12 protein-coding genes, 3 tRNA genes and 1 pseudogene are annotated in these 14,466 nt (G+C 42.9%); 15 read left to right on the plus strand and 1 reads right to left on the minus strand.

All coding sequences use genetic code 11. From position 1 onward, the window contains the following. The first annotated feature begins 4 nt into the window (after positions 1-4). The 14 genes and pseudogenes from O3621_RS04615 (at position 5) to O3621_RS04680 (ending at position 10,780) form a co-directional block, all read left to right on the plus strand. Positions 5-943, plus strand: a complete 939-nt coding sequence (locus O3621_RS04615; protein ID WP_315686256.1) for a hypothetical protein — start codon at positions 5-7, stop codon at positions 941-943. Between the two features lie 195 nt (positions 944-1,138). Further along, the gene (locus tag O3621_RS04620) at positions 1,139-1,882 is read left to right on the plus strand and encodes a DUF6261 family protein (RefSeq protein WP_315686254.1); all 744 of its coding nucleotides are present in this window, start codon (positions 1,139-1,141) and stop codon (positions 1,880-1,882) included. A 30-nt stretch (positions 1,883-1,912) separates the two neighbouring features. After that, positions 1,913-2,287 (plus strand): GNAT family N-acetyltransferase, encoded by a 375-nt coding sequence (locus O3621_RS04625; RefSeq protein ID WP_315686252.1) that lies wholly within the window; start codon positions 1,913-1,915, stop codon positions 2,285-2,287. 13 nt (positions 2,288-2,300) lie between these two features. Then, positions 2,301-2,906 (plus strand): protein adenylyltransferase Fic, encoded by a 606-nt coding sequence (fic, locus tag O3621_RS04630; protein ID WP_315686251.1) that lies wholly within the window; start codon positions 2,301-2,303, stop codon positions 2,904-2,906. Positions 2,907-2,935: 29 nt separating this feature from the next. Further along, a complete protein-coding gene (locus tag O3621_RS04635; RefSeq protein WP_315686249.1) occupies positions 2,936-3,472 on the plus strand; it encodes a GNAT family N-acetyltransferase in 537 nt (178 codons plus the stop codon). A 16-nt stretch (positions 3,473-3,488) separates the two neighbouring features. Further along, a complete protein-coding gene (locus O3621_RS04640; protein ID WP_315686248.1) occupies positions 3,489-4,307 on the plus strand; it encodes an aminoglycoside 6-adenylyltransferase in 819 nt (272 codons plus the stop codon). Between the two features lie 242 nt (positions 4,308-4,549). Further along, complete coding sequence (gene parC, locus O3621_RS04645; protein WP_032914308.1) at positions 4,550-7,000, plus strand: DNA topoisomerase IV subunit A; 2,451 nt, start codon at positions 4,550-4,552, stop codon at positions 6,998-7,000. Between the two features lie 167 nt (positions 7,001-7,167). Continuing rightward, positions 7,168-8,193: pseudogene (locus O3621_RS04650) on the plus strand (branched-chain amino acid aminotransferase); the annotation flags it as partial. Positions 8,194-8,298: 105 nt separating this feature from the next. Further along, entirely contained in the window at positions 8,299-8,529 is a 231-nt protein-coding gene (locus O3621_RS04655) for a DUF2969 domain-containing protein (RefSeq protein ID WP_002918960.1), read from the plus strand. A gap of 50 nt (positions 8,530-8,579) precedes the next feature. Further along, positions 8,580-8,660 (plus strand) — tRNA-Tyr (locus O3621_RS04660). Positions 8,661-8,709: 49 nt separating this feature from the next. Beyond that, positions 8,710-8,781 (plus strand) — tRNA-Gln (locus O3621_RS04665). Positions 8,782-8,944: 163 nt separating this feature from the next. Further along, positions 8,945-10,147 carry a 30S ribosomal protein S1 gene (gene rpsA / locus O3621_RS04670; protein WP_002897515.1) on the plus strand — a complete coding sequence of 401 codons (1,203 nt, stop codon included), beginning with the start codon at positions 8,945-8,947 and terminating at the stop codon, positions 10,145-10,147. Between the two features lie 87 nt (positions 10,148-10,234). After that, positions 10,235-10,306, plus strand: a tRNA-Arg gene (locus O3621_RS04675). A gap of 57 nt (positions 10,307-10,363) precedes the next feature. After that, positions 10,364-10,780: an NUDIX hydrolase gene (locus O3621_RS04680; RefSeq protein ID WP_126435535.1), complete on the plus strand. Its 417-nt coding sequence runs from the start codon at positions 10,364-10,366 to the stop codon at positions 10,778-10,780. A gap of 44 nt (positions 10,781-10,824) precedes the next feature. On the opposite strand, the gene O3621_RS04685 is transcribed toward O3621_RS04680, so the two are convergent. Continuing rightward, positions 10,825-11,811 carry an L-lactate dehydrogenase gene (locus tag O3621_RS04685; RefSeq protein WP_002909689.1) on the minus strand — a complete coding sequence of 329 codons (987 nt, stop codon included), beginning with the start codon at positions 11,809-11,811 and terminating at the stop codon, positions 10,825-10,827. Between the two features lie 194 nt (positions 11,812-12,005). On the opposite strand from O3621_RS04685, the gene gyrA reads away from it, so the two are divergent. Then, positions 12,006-14,465: a DNA gyrase subunit A gene (gene gyrA, locus O3621_RS04690; RefSeq protein ID WP_164549635.1), complete on the plus strand. Its 2,460-nt coding sequence runs from the start codon at positions 12,006-12,008 to the stop codon at positions 14,463-14,465. Position 14,466 lies beyond the last annotated feature (1 nt).

Genomic DNA, 14,466 nt, shown 5'->3' on the forward strand with positions numbered 1-14,466 from the left:
TATTATGGTGAGACAGAATTATTTTGAGTTTATTAAAAGTATGCGCTTTGATGCTAAGAAAGAAATAGACATAGTAAAAAAAATACTGCAAGAAGATATCTATATAAAAAATTATAAAACTAATCTTCAGAAATTTTTTTCTAATGGATATAAAAAGTATTATCCAGTGGAGAAGAAAGGACAGCATGTTACATTTGAAGAAAAATTTACAGTCATTTATCAACATTTTACCAGTGTTGATTGCCTTTATACTGTTTTTGAATTTATTTCAGATTTATATTCAGAAATAATAAATAAAGATAAATTTGTAAAAAACTATGTGACGTCTAAGGAATTTGAAAAAATATATCATTATGCAGGTTATATTCCTGAAACTGATGATGAAAGGGAAATCTGGGCAGAAGTTATAAATTATACTCCTCTAATGGATCAATACGAAAAATTATGTGAAAGATTAGAGTATTCTTTAGATAAAACAAATCATGAATTGATTACTTTAGATAATGGTAATAGAATCATTGTTGAAAAGAATGTTTATGCTTCGGAAGTTTCTCAGATTTTATCTGAATCGAATATGCAAGATGCGATAAAGGTTTTAGAATATAATCATTTTGCAAATAAGGGAAATATTCAGCGTAAGAAAGAAATACTTATTACTTTAGCGAACTACCTTGAGCCATTGAGAAAAGAACTGAATAATTCTGAGGAATTAAAGGAGGTGTTCAAAGTTAATAATCAAAAGATTATTGCGTTTGAAAAGCTTTTTGAAATGTATAATAATTTTGGTCTAAGACACAACAATGCTAAACAATATCATCTTGATATGACTAATGATAAACTAGAACAATGGTACGATGATATCTACACCTCATCCTTGTTTGTTATTCTAAGCTTGGATGAAGCTAGAATTTTATCAGAATTAACGTTTTTAAGAGAAGGATGACTCAATCCCACATTTGAAATTACCTTCCCTAGCTCTAAAACAAGAAATCCCACATGAAGAATTTCTTATCTAGCAGCAAAAAACCAAATCCTACATGTGTAATTTGAGTTTTTAGAGCAAAAGCCGAACGTTTACATGTGTTCCGAGCGGTTTTGGAGCAAAAGATTAAAAAACACATGAAGAAAGAGGAGTTTTATGAAAAAAGAATATGGAATCACTAGTTTAACTGTACGTAATTTAGAAAACAACGGATTTTTCCAGCTCATGTCCGAGAGTCGGAGCGAGGTTGCGGCATTTATCAAGGAAAATAAGGTGGATGGCATTTACACGACCAAGCTGGATGAGATGGACAAACTTCTGGAACAGCTGCAGGGCGGGCTTCATCAGACCAAGTCCAGCAAGCTGGTGGCTAGTCTGGATCAGGCTGACCGCGAGCGCGATGATGCCTTGGGCACACTCCAGTCTTTGGTTCGGGCCTTTGCAAGAGTTAAGGATGCAGCGACCAAGGAAGCTTACGAAACCCTGTCTCAGCTCCTGAAAAACTACACCGGTCTAGCTGCAACTAGCTTGGAAAAGGAGACCGAGGGCATCAACCACCTACTCCAAGAGCTGAAAAAACCAGCCTACCAGACAGCGCTGGCTAAGCTTCATCTGGAAGCCCATGTCGACAGTCTGGCTGCTGCTCAGAAGGCCTTTGAAAAAGTCTACAAGGAGCGACTGACTGAGCTCAAGGGCAAGACACTGAGCCAGAATAAGAACGTCCGCCTCAAACTGCAAGAAATCTATGATTTTCTAGTGGATTTCACTGCAATCATTGCCTACGCTTATCCTGAAAGAACTCACGTGGTTAATCTCCGCGACCACCTCAACACCATTCGCAGCCGCTATAAAAAACGCAAACCAGCTAAGAAGGTGAAAGAAGAAGTGGCGGAGCGTTAATTAAGTCTAACAGATTTGGAGGAATAGAAGATGATTATCAGACCTGCAAGCAGAAAAGATTGTCAAGCTATTTATAGCCTTTATCAAAGTGAAAAATGGCTTTCTTTTACAGAGGAAAAAGTGACATCTCTATTTTCAACAAATCTGTCTCATTACTTGGTGCTTGAAGAGGACCAGAAAATCCTTGGCTTTGCCCGTTATCTGACGGATGAAGTACTAACGACCTTTTTAGCTGAAATGATCATTGATAAGTCCTACCGCAGAAAAGGACTGGGACAGCAGCTGATTGAGGAGATCCGCAAAAAATATCCCTTGACACGGATTGAATTAATATCTGAAGCAGATGGATTTTATCGGGCAATAAGTTTTAAGCCTGTTGGTACAGGATTTAGAAAATCTGAATGAAAGGAGACAGCCAATGACTCTTGACAATAAACTGTGCCTGACGGATTCGCTTGAACTAGCCAAGATGGAAGAAAAAATCAGCAAGACCCGAGCTAAAGAGCTTTTTGAAGAGCAGCTTTTGGACGATAAAGCAGCTGGCACCTATGCCACTCTGGCCTTTATCCACGGGTTCTTGTTTGAAGAAATATATGACTTCGCTGGTCAGATTCGGACAGTCAATCTCTCTAAAGGGAATGTTCGTTTTGCGCCTGTCATGTATCTGGTAGCTTCCTTGGAAAATGCTGATCGCATGCCTCAGCAGACCTTTGATCAGATTGTCGAAAAGTATGTGGAGCTAAATATTGCCCATCCTTTCCGCGAGGGAAATGGCCGAAGCATGAGGCTTTGGCTGGATCACCTACTCAAGGCTGAGCTGGGGCAAGTCGTGGACTGGTCTCAAGTGGACAAGGAAGATTACCTCCTAGCTATGGAGCGCAGCCCCATTCGAGATACAGAAATCAAGCATGTCCTCAAGCAAGCCCTCACAAAGGACATTCATAACCGCAACCTCTACATGAAGGGCGTTGACCATAGTTACTACTATGAAGGTTATAGCCTATATAAAGCTGAGGACTTGTGAGATAAGAAAGTTTGTGGAGGAGTGATTAGATGACTATTCTTGAAACAGACCGTCTCATTTTACGGGATTTGCAGGAATCTGATTTGCAAGCTTTGATTGCTCTGAATCAGGATCCAGAGGTCATGCAGTATTTCCCAAAGCCATATAGTCAAGCAGAGTCCTTGCGTCTTTATCAGGGCATTCAAGATGAAGTTGAGGCTTATGGCTACAGTCTTTGGGCTGTTGAAGAAAAGTCCAGTCAGGAGTTCATCGGCTTGGTAGGTCTGCACCATTCGGGTTTACAGATTTTTGCTGGAAAAGAAGCTGTAGAAATAGGCTGGCGTCTGCGAAAAGAGTTTTGGAATCGTGGTTATGCGACGGAGGCTGCCCAAGCCTGTCTAGACTTTGCTTTTCAGCAAGCTGGCTTGTCAGAAGTATACTCTTTTACATCCTTACTCAATCTCCCTTCGCAAAAAGTCATGCAAAAGCTAGGCATGGAATTTGTCAAAGAATTTGATAATGAAAAAGTTCTAGCAGACAGTCCGCTTTATAGGCATGTCCTCTACAGAATCGAGAGTTTCCACTAAAAAGGCAGGTATTCCCATGAGAACTGAATCCGAAATGTTTGATGTGATTTTGCAAACCGCAAAAGCGCTACTGGTCGAGGCTGTTGCTATGTCCGGCTCGCGGACAAATCCAAATGCTCCCAGGGATGAGTTCCAAGACTATGATGTGGTCTACATTGTGGAGGATTTGGATGCTCTGGTGGCTGACCTTGCTTGGTTGGAAAAGTTTGGCAAGCGCATGATTGAGCAGCATGTCCTACTAGACCATCGCCGCCTCTATCTCATGCTCTTTGAAGATGGCAATCGGATAGATTTGACCCTTTGTCCTAAGGTGCACATCAAAGAGTGGGTGGATAGCGAAGCAGATTTCACTGTGCTGGATGACGTGCAGGGGCTGTTTGCTCCTTATGCACCGACACCCAAGCGCTATTGGACGGCACCAGCCAGTGCGACTGACTTTGACAAATCCTGCAATGAATTCTGGTGGGTGTCAGCTTATGTAGTCAAGGGCATTCATCGAAACCACCTTGTCTATGCGACGGATCATCTGTATGGAATCTGTCAACAAGAATTGCTCAAGCTTTTAGCTTGGCAAGTGGCAGCAGATAAGGGGACGGTTGATGTTGGCAAGAACTACAAGTACCTCTTTCAGTATTTGCCTGCTGAGAAAGAGAAAGAATTTGCAGCCTTGCTTGACTTTTCCGAACAGAAAAAAATCACCAGGTCTCTCTTTGCTACCATGGAATTTTTCCACAAAGAAGCACAAGCTTTCTCTCTCAAAACTGGCTTCCACTATGACAAAGAAAGCGCAGAGAAGATGATTGAGTATGCTGAGGCAAGACTTCCCAATCACTGACTATATAAAGAACGTAATTTAAAACATTAAACTACAGAAAGGATAGTTTGGTTACTTATAGTAACTGAACACGGGACTAATTTCCGTAAAATATCCTTTATTTTATAAAAAAATACTCTACATTCTTTGAAAGGAGTTGAACACGCCCTAAATACTGTGTGAAAAAGATAAATTCTCTTGTGAGCATCGCTCACAGCAAGAATTGCCTATTTTCACTTTGTATTTTACGGGCTCTGTATCCTATGAGTAACATTCAAAACATGTCCCTCGAGGACATCATGGGAGAGCGCTTTGGTCGCTACTCCAAATACATCATTCAGGAGCGGGCCTTGCCGGACATTCGCGATGGCTTGAAGCCTGTTCAGCGCCGTATTCTTTATTCCATGAACAAGGACGGCAATACCTTTGACAAGGGCTACCGCAAGTCTGCCAAGTCTGTCGGGAACATCATGGGGAATTTCCACCCTCACGGTGACAGCTCCATCTACGATGCCATGGTCCGCATGTCTCAGGACTGGAAAAACCGTGAGATTCTCGTTGAGATGCATGGCAACAACGGTTCTATGGACGGTGATCCGCCGGCGGCTATGCGTTATACTGAGGCGCGGCTGTCTGAGATGGCTGGCTATCTTTTGCAGGATATCGAGAAAGATACTGTTCCTTTTGCTTGGAACTTTGACGATACCGAGAAGGAGCCGACTGTTCTGCCGGCAGCCTTTCCTAATCTTTTGGTCAATGGAGCAACTGGGATTTCCGCTGGTTATGCGACCGACATTCCACCTCATAATCTAGCCGAAGTCATTGATGCGGTCATCTATATGATTGACCATCCGTCGGCCAAGGTGGACAAACTCATGGAGTTTCTACCTGGTCCAGACTTCCCGACAGGAGCCATTGTCCAAGGCAGAGATGAGATTAAGAAAGCTTACGAGACTGGTAAAGGTCGCGTCGTGGTGCGCTCCAGAACTGAGATTGAAAAGCTAAAGGGCGGAAAAGAACAAATCGTCATCACCGAGATTCCTTACGAGATTAATAAAGCAGTCTTAGTCAAGAAAATTGACGATGTGCGGGTCAATAATAAGGTGGCTGGCATTGCTGAGGTTCGGGACGAATCCGACCGGGACGGTCTTCGCATTGCCATTGAGCTCAAGAAAGACGCAAATACTGAGCTGATTCTCAACTATCTCTTCAAGTACACTGATTTGCAAGTCAATTACAACTTCAACATGGTGGCGATTGACAATTTCACGCCTCGTTTGGTGGGGATTGTACCAATTTTAACTAGTTATATTGCCCATCGCAAGGAGATTATTCTGGCTCGCAGCCGTTTTGACAAGGCCAAGGCTGAAAAACGACTTCATATCGTGGAAGGACTGATTCGGGTTATTTCCATCTTGGACGAGGTTATTGCCCTGATTCGTGCTTCTGAAAACAAAGCAGATGCCAAGGAAAATCTTAAGGTTAGCTATGATTTCACTGAGGAGCAGGCTGAGGCTATCGTCACTCTCCAACTCTACCGTTTGACCAATACAGACGTAGTGGTTCTGGAAGAGGAAGAAGCAGAGCTGCGCGAGAAGATTGCCATGCTGGCAGCCATTATCGGTGATGAGCGCACTATGTATAATCTTATGAAGCGAGAGCTCCGCGATGTCAAGAAGAAGTTTGGCAATCCTCGTCTCAGTGAGCTGCAGGATACGGCAAACGCTATTGAGATTGATACGGCTAGTCTGATTGTTGAGGAAGAGACCTATGTCAGCGTGACTCGTTCTGGTTATATCAAGCGGACCAGTCCGCGTTCTTTCTCTGCTTCAACCCTAGAAGAGATGGGCAAGCGTGACGATGACAGACTGATTTTTGTTAGCCCGGCCAAGACGACTCAGCATTTGCTGATCTTTACGAGTCTTGGAAATGTTATTTACCGTCCTGTTCATGAGCTGTCAGATATCCGCTGGAAAGAAATCGGAGAACACCTCAGCCAGACCATCAGTAACTTTGATACCAAGGAAGAGGTTATCTATACGGAATTACTGGACAGCTTTGAGGAGGGAACCTACTTTGCAGCGACCAAGTTAGGTCAAATCAAGCGTGTAGAGCGCAAGGAATTTAGTCCTTGGCGGACCTACAAGTCTAAGTCGCTTAAGTTTGCTAAGCTGAAAAATGAAGACGACCAGGTCATTGCTCTGGCGCCGATTAAGCTGGATGATGTTATGCTCGTGACCAAGAATGGCTATGCCCTTCGCTTCAATATTGAGGAAGTTCCTGTCATCGGAGCTAAGGCAGCTGGGGTTAAAGCCATCAATCTCAAGAAAGACGATGTCCTAGCAGCAGCCTTTATCGCCAATACAGACTCACTTTACCTCTTGACTCAGCGTGGTTCGCTCAAGCGTATGGCAGTCGCAGATATTCCTGTTACCAGTCGGGCAAATCGCGGTCTTCAAGTTCTGAGAGAGCTTAAGACCAAGCCGCATCGTGTCTTTTCAGCCGGACCAGTCTTTGGTGAAGCAGTGGACTTTGACCTCTTCACCACAGAAGCAGAAGCTAGTGAGGATCAGATTTTGCAGGTGCTTTCCAATAAAGGAACTGCCTATGAGATTAATCTAGCTGATCTCAGTCTATCTGAGAGAACTAGCAACGGCAGCTTCATTTCTGATACCATTTCAGACGAAGAAGTCTTCTCAGCTTACATCAAGTAATCATCAAACCAGTTCGCAGGAGCTGGTTTTTTCAATTTCTAAAATCTTGATAGCAGAAAAAAGATTGTATAACAAAATTTTCTGAAAATTGAAAATAATACTTGAAAATATCTTAAAAAGGTGTAAAATAGGGAGTATCTAAAAATGAAGTTTGGAAGAAGAGGAGAAAGACCATGACTGTAAATCTTGACTGGGAAAATCTAGGATTCTCATATATGAAACTGCCTTATCGCTACATAGCATACTATCGCAATGGCCAGTGGGAAGAAGGAACGTTAACGGAGGACGCTACGCTCCATATCTCTGAGTCGTCTCCTAGCCTTCACTATGGCCAGCAGGCTTTTGAAGGTCTGAAGGCTTATCGAACTAAGGACGGTAGTATTCAGCTTTTCCGTCCGGATAAAAATGCGGAGCGTTTACAGCTGACAGCTGATCGCTTGCTCATGCCGCAGGTTCCAACAGAAATGTTTGTGGATGCAGTTAAGCAGGTTGTCCGAGCTAATGAAGAATATGTTCCACCATACGGAACAGGCGGAACCCTTTATATTCGGCCTCTCTTGATTGGAGTCGGCGATATTATCGGAGTGAAGCCAGCTGAAGAATACATTTTCACTATTTTTGTAATGCCAGTCGGCAACTACTTCAAAGGCGGTCTGACTCCGACTAATTTCATTGTGTCAGATGACTATGACCGCGCTGCACCTCACGGAACTGGTGCGGCAAAAGTGGGTGGCAATTACGCTGCTAGCTTATTACCAGGAAAGATTGCTAAGGATAAGCATTTCTCTGATGTGATTTATCTGGATCCTGCCACCCATACCAAGATTGAAGAAGTGGGGTCGGCCAACTTTTTTGGTATCACCAAGGATAATGAGTTTGTAACACCGCTCAGTCCCTCAATCTTGCCATCCATCACCAAGTACTCTTTGCTTTATCTGGCGGAGCATAGACTAGGACTCAAACCGATTGAGGGCGATGTTCCACTGGCAGATTTGGGTAAATTCACTGAAGCGGGAGCTTGCGGAACAGCTGCAGTTATTTCTCCTATCGGAGGTATCCAGCACGGCGAAGATTTCCATGTCTTTTATAGCGAAACAGAAGTCGGCCCAGTCACTCGCAAGCTGTATGACGAATTGATTGGTATCCAGTTCGGTGATATAGAAGCGCCAGAAGGTTGGATTGTGAAAGTATAATCTAAAAGCTGTCCTTGATTGGGCAGTTTTTCTGTAATTCTAGCCCAAGATAGCTTGCGTAGTCAGCCTTTTTCGTGTACAATAGAAATTTGAAAGAGGTAAGTTATGAGTAAAAAAGACAAAAAGATTGAAATTCAAATCACAGACAGCAAAGTGAAAGTCGGAGCAGACCAATTTGACGGTTATCGTCTTGCTATTGGCAAGAAGGTTATTGGCGAGATTGCTGAACTAGATGGACAGTTTGCAATCATCAAAAATGGAAATGCTGAAAGTTTTTATAAAAAACTTGAAAGAGCTGTTGAAACTTTAATTGAAACCTATAATTTAAGCAAATAAGGGCTTGCATTTTCATTGTATCAATGTTATAATAGATAGCGTTGATTGTCGGAGAGATAGCGAAGAGGCTAAACGCGGCGGACTGTAAATCCGCTCCTTCGGGTTCGGGGGTTCGAATCCCTCTCTCTCCATTAGTGTTCATTGTGACGATGATAAAGTGACTTTTGTCAGCGCTCTTTTTGGGGTATAGCCAAGCGGTAAGGCAAGGGACTTTGACTCCCTCATGCGTTGGTTCGAATCCAGCTACCCCAGTTCTTAGGTAATAGATCTGATAAAATAATAAAATGTCTTTAGGTGTTTTATTTCTTTATAGGATGGAAATCGTTAACGATAGATCAATGTCATTTGCGGGTGCTTAGGAAAATAAATAAGTAGTATGTCAAGCGAAAGCTTGATTGTTGGAGGATTTTTTTAGATGAATGAATTTGAAGATTTGCTAAATAGTGTTAGCCAAGTTGAGCCAGGTGACGTCGTTACTGCTGAAGTATTGACTGTTGACGCTAACCAAGCTAATGTTGCAATCGCTGGAACTGGTGTCGAAGGTGTTTTGACTCTTCGTGAGTTGACAAACGACCGCGACGCTGATATCAACGACCTTGTAAAACCGGGTGAAACACTTGAATTGCTTGTTCTTCGTCAAGTAGTAGGTAAAGATACAGACACCGTAACTTACCTGGTATCTAAAAAACGTTTGGAAGCTCGCAAAGCTTGGGACAAATTGGTTGGTCGTGAAGAAGAAGTTGTCACTGTTAAGGGCACTCGTGCTGTTAAAGGTGGACTTTCAGTTGAGTTTGAAGGACTTCGTGGATTTATCCCTGCTTCAATGCTTGATACTCGTTTCGTTCGTAACACTGAGCGTTTTGTAGGTCAAGAGTTTGATGCTAAGATCAAAGAAGTAGATCCAAAAGAAAACCGCTTCATCCTTTCACGTCGTGAAGTTGTAGAAGCTGAAGCTGCAGCAGCACGTGCTGAAGTCTTTGGTAAGTTGAACGTTGGTGATATTGTAACTGGTAAAGTTGCTCGCATCACTAGCTTCGGTGCTTTCATTGACCTTGGCGGAGTTGACGGATTGGTTCACTTGACTGAATTGTCACATGAGCGCAACGTATCACCTAAGTCTGTTGTATCAGTTGGTGATGAAATCGAAGTGAAAGTTCTTGACTTGAACGAAGAAGAAGGACGCGTATCCCTCTCTCTTAAAGCAACAACACCTGGACCATGGGATGGCGTTGAGCAAAAACTTGCGGCAGGCGATGTGATTGAAGGAACTGTAAAACGTTTGACTGATTTCGGTGCTTTCGTTGAAGTATTGCCAGGAATTGATGGACTTGTTCACATTTCACAAATTTCTCACAAACGTGTTGAAAGCCCTAAGGATGCCCTTAAGGTTGGTCAAGAAGTGACTGTTAAGGTGCTTGAAGTGAATGCTGCTGATGAGCGTGTATCACTTTCTATCAAGGCTCTTGAAGAACGTCCAGCTCAAGAAGAAGGACAAAAAGATGAGAAACGTCAATCACGTCCTCGTCGTCCAAAACGTCAAGAAAAACGTGACTTTGAACTTCCAGAAACTCAAACTGGATTCTCAATGGCTGATTTGTTTGGCGATATTGAATTGTAATTAGATAAAAGAAGTTGAGATTTCTCAACTTCTTTTTCTGATTTTCACTTGTATTTTCAAAGAAAATCAGTTATAATGAATTAGTTGCCACCCTTAGTGTAATGGATATCACGCAAGATTCCGGTTCTTGAGATGGGAGTTCGATTCTCTCAGGGTGGATGATTTAAAATTGGACTCTTCGGAGTCTTTTTTTGCTCTTTCTTGGAGGAACATGCAATGACAGTAAAATTAATCGCTCATACCTTAATCGAGAAAGAGGGGAAGTATTTGCTTATCAAACGCTCTAAGATAAAGCGAGGCCTTCCTAATGTTTATCCATCTTATTGGGATATTCCAGGCGGAAGTGTAGAAGAGAATGAACTGCCTAGAGAGGCAACTCTACGTGAGGCTATGGAGGAGGTTAATCAAAAGATTCGGATTGATAAGGTTATCCATGAAGATAGTCAGTTTGATGCTAGCAAAGATACTGTTTTCACACGCTTAGTTTATGCGGGTAGAATTACGGAGCAGCGTGATATTATATTAGATCCAGAAGAGCACACAGACTTTGTCTGGATTACTTCTTTAAAAGACCTAGAGAAAGAGCTCATCGTACCTTATTTGCTTGAAATTTTTGCTAATAAATCCATTTAAAGCAACAAAAAAACATCCCCTTTTATCAGGAGATGTTTTTATAATTAGTTTTTAGATGCTTCTTGGAATTCAGGATTCTTCCATGCTTCATCAATAATTGCTTGCAATTCTTTAGCAGAAGCTTGCATTTTTTGAGTTTCAGCATCGTTCAGAGGGATGTTTACTGGACGTACGATACCGTGAGCACCAACGATAGCAGGCTGACCAATGAAGACATTTTCAACGCCATATTGGCCTTCTTGGAAGACTGACAACGGCAATACAGCATTTTCATCGTCAAGGATAGCTTTTGTGATACGAGCCAAGGCAACCGCGATACCGTAGTAAGTAGCACCTTTTTTGTTGATGATTGAGTATGCTGCGTCACGAACGGAGATGAAGAGATCAACCAAGTCTTGTTCGTTCAAGTCACGGTTAGCTTGCAACCATTGCTCCAATTTCACACCTGCAACGTTAGCATGTGACCAAACGGCAAACTCAGAGTCACCGTGCTCACCCATGATGTAGGCATGGACAGAACGAGCATCGATACCAATCTTTTCAGCAAGAGCTTGGCGGAAGCGAGCTGAGTCAAGTGAAGTACCTGAACCGATAACGCGTTCTTTAGGGAAGCCAGAGAATTTCCAAGTTGAGTAAGTTAAAACGTCTACTGGGTTAGCAGCAACAAGGAAGATACCGTCAAAGCCTGATTCAACGACTTGAGTTACGATAGATTTATTAATAGCTAAGTTTTTACCAACAAGGTCAAGTCGAGTTTCGCCTGGTTTTTGAGGTGCACCTGCAGTGATAACAACGAGGTCTGCATCCGCACAGTCTGCATAAGTAGCTGCGTAGATTTTCTTAGGTGAAGTGAAGGCAAGGGCATGACTAAGGTCTTCAGCATCACCGACAGCTTTTTCAAATAATTGAGGAATTTCAATGATACCAAGTTCTTGAGCAATACCTTGGGTTACAAGAGCAAATGCGTAAGATGAACCTACAGCACCGTCACCGACAAGGATGACTTTTTTATGTTGTTTAGTAGCAGTCATTTCTAAACATCTCCTTATTTTTTTAGGGAAGATTTCCCATACACATTCATTCTACCACTTTTGACATATTTTGTCACGGTCAACTTGTGTATCTAGCGATGTAAACGTTTTTACAAACGGTTCAAAATACTGAAAAATTAAAGAAAATGTGGTATAATATAGGATAGTTTAATATGAAAGAAAGGCATTTTTTAATGCAAGACAGAAACTTAGTAAATGTTAATCTGACTAGTGAAATGAAGACTAGTTTCATCGATTACGCAATGAGTGTTATCGTGGCTCGGGCACTTCCAGATGTTCGTGATGGTCTAAAGCCAGTTCACCGTCGGATTCTCTATGGTATGAATGAGCTGGGTGTGACGCCTGAGAAGCCTCACAAGAAATCAGCTCGTATCACAGGGGATGTCATGGGTAAGTATCACCCGCATGGTGACTCCTCTATTTATGAAGCGATGGTGCGGATGGCTCAATGGTGGAGCTATCGCTATATGCTCGTAGATGGCCATGGAAACTTCGGTTCTATGGACGGAGACGGAGCCGCTGCTCAACGTTATACAGAAGCACGTATGAGCAAGATTGCTCTGGAGATGCTTCGTGATATTAATAAAAACACTGTTGATTATATCGATAACTATGATGCCAGCGAGAGAGAGCCTGTAGTTCTTCCTGCTCGCTTCCCTAACTTACTTGTAAATGGAGCGACAGGGATTGCAGTTGGGATGGCGACTAATATCCCACCTCATAATCTTGGTGAGTCCATTGATGCAGTTAAGCTTGTCATGGACAATCCGGAAGCAACAACTCGCGACATCATGGAAGTCCTACCTGGACCAGATTTTCCAACAGGAGCACTGGTTATGGGCAAGTCTGGTATTCACCGGGCTTATGAAACAGGGAAGGGTTCGATTGTTCTTCGTTCTCGCACTGAAATTGAAGAAATGAAAAACGGCCGTGAGCGAATTGTCGTAACCGAGTTTCCATACATGGTTAATAAGACCAAGGTCCATGAGCATATTGTTCGTCTGGTACAGGAAAAACGTATTGACGGTATCACAGCTGTTCGTGACGAATCTAACCGTGAAGGGGTGCGTTTTGTCATTGAGGTACGTCGTGATGCCTCTGCTCATGTCATTCTAAATAACCTTTTCAAGCTGACTCAGATGCAGACCAACTTTAGCTTCAATATGCTAGCTATTCAAAATGGTGTGCCGAAGATTCTATCTTTGCGTGAGATTTTGTTGGCTTACATTGAGCACCAAAAAGAAGTGGTAACTCGACGGACTGCTTTCGATAAAGAAAAGGCAGAAGCTCGAGCTCACATCTTGGCTGGTTTGTTGATTGCACTGGATCACATTGATGAAGTGATTCGCATTATCCGTAATAGTGAGACAGACGCAGAAGCCCAAGCTGAATTGATGGCTAAGTTTGAGCTGTCTGAGCGCCAGAGTCAGGCTATCCTTGACATGCGTCTGCGTCGTCTGACTGGTTTGGAACGTGATAAGATTCAGTCAGAATACGACGAGCTGATTGCTTTGATTGCGGACTTGGCTGATATCTTGGCTAAGCCAGAGCGCGTTATCGCTATTATCAAGGAAGAGTTAGATGAGGTCAAACGTAAATTTGCGGATGACCGTCGAACCGAACTGATGGTGGGAGAAGTTCTTTCTCTTGAAGATGAAGATTTGATTGAGGAAGCGGATGTTTTGATTACCCTGTCTAATAAAGGCTATATCAAACGTCTGAATCAGGCTGAATTTACCGCTCAGAAACGTGGTGGCCGCGGTGTTCAAGGGACTGGTGTCAAAGACGATGACTTCGTCAAAGAGCTGGTTTCAACGAGTACTCACGATAGACTGCTCTTCTTTACCAATAAAGGCCGAGTTTATCGTCTCAAAGGATATGAAATCCCTGAGTACGGCCGGACAGCCAAAGGCTTGCCAGTAGTCAATCTCTTGAAACTGGATGAAGGAGAGACTATTCAGACTATTATTAATGTCCAGCAAGACCGCAGTGATGATTCCTATCTCTTCTTTACTACCCGTCATGGGGTAGTAAAACGGACCAGTGTGACAGAATTTGCTAATATTCGTCAGAACGGTCTTAAGGCTTTGAATTTGAAAGATGAAGACGAGTTAATCAATGTCTTTCTGACGGACGGCGCTGCAGACGTTATCATTGGTACTAAGTTTGGTTATTCTGTCCGCTTTAATGAGACAGCTGTCCGGAGCATGAGTCGTATAGCGACTGGTGTCCGCGGAGTCAATCTTCGGGATGGCGACCAGGTTGTTGGGGCTGGAGTGATTGCTGAGGGAGACGAAGTGCTTGTCATTACCGAAAAAGGCTATGGTAAGCGAACTCTTGCTAGCGAGTACCCAACCAAGGGCCGTGGCGGTAAAGGGATTAAAACAGCCAATATCACTGATAAGAACGGGCCTCTTGCTGGTCTGATGACAGTTACTGGCGAAGAAGATTTGATGATTATCACTAATACTGGTGTCATCATTCGGACCAGTGTGGCTAATATTTCTCAGACCGGTCGTTCAACCATGGGAGTTAAGGTCATGCGTCTGGACCAAAATGCTCAGATTGTCACCTTTACAAGCGTCGAAGCAGACGATAAAGAAGATGTAGCAGAGGAAGAAAACGAATCGTAAA

This window comes from Streptococcus sp. 20925_1_22, from assembly GCF_041431685.1.
Classification (GTDB): domain Bacteria; phylum Bacillota; class Bacilli; order Lactobacillales; family Streptococcaceae; genus Streptococcus.

Coding starts and splice junctions, on each gene's coding strand:
- O3621_RS04615 (WP_315686256.1), top strand. CDS start 5: ATGGTGAGACAGAATTATTTTGAGTTTATTAAAAGTATGCGCTTTGAT.
- O3621_RS04620 (WP_315686254.1), top strand. CDS start 1,139: ATGAAAAAAGAATATGGAATCACTAGTTTAACTGTACGTAATTTAGAA.
- O3621_RS04625 (WP_315686252.1), top strand. CDS start 1,913: ATGATTATCAGACCTGCAAGCAGAAAAGATTGTCAAGCTATTTATAGC.
- fic (WP_315686251.1), top strand. CDS start 2,301: ATGACTCTTGACAATAAACTGTGCCTGACGGATTCGCTTGAACTAGCC.
- O3621_RS04635 (WP_315686249.1), top strand. CDS start 2,936: ATGACTATTCTTGAAACAGACCGTCTCATTTTACGGGATTTGCAGGAA.
- O3621_RS04640 (WP_315686248.1), top strand. CDS start 3,489: ATGAGAACTGAATCCGAAATGTTTGATGTGATTTTGCAAACCGCAAAA.
- parC (WP_032914308.1), top strand. CDS start 4,550: ATGAGTAACATTCAAAACATGTCCCTCGAGGACATCATGGGAGAGCGC.
- O3621_RS04655 (WP_002918960.1), top strand. CDS start 8,299: ATGAGTAAAAAAGACAAAAAGATTGAAATTCAAATCACAGACAGCAAA.
- rpsA (WP_002897515.1), top strand. CDS start 8,945: ATGAATGAATTTGAAGATTTGCTAAATAGTGTTAGCCAAGTTGAGCCA.
- O3621_RS04680 (WP_126435535.1), top strand. CDS start 10,364: ATGACAGTAAAATTAATCGCTCATACCTTAATCGAGAAAGAGGGGAAG.
- O3621_RS04685 (WP_002909689.1), bottom strand. CDS start 11,811: ATGACTGCTACTAAACAACATAAAAAAGTCATCCTTGTCGGTGACGGT.
- gyrA (WP_164549635.1), top strand. CDS start 12,006: ATGCAAGACAGAAACTTAGTAAATGTTAATCTGACTAGTGAAATGAAG.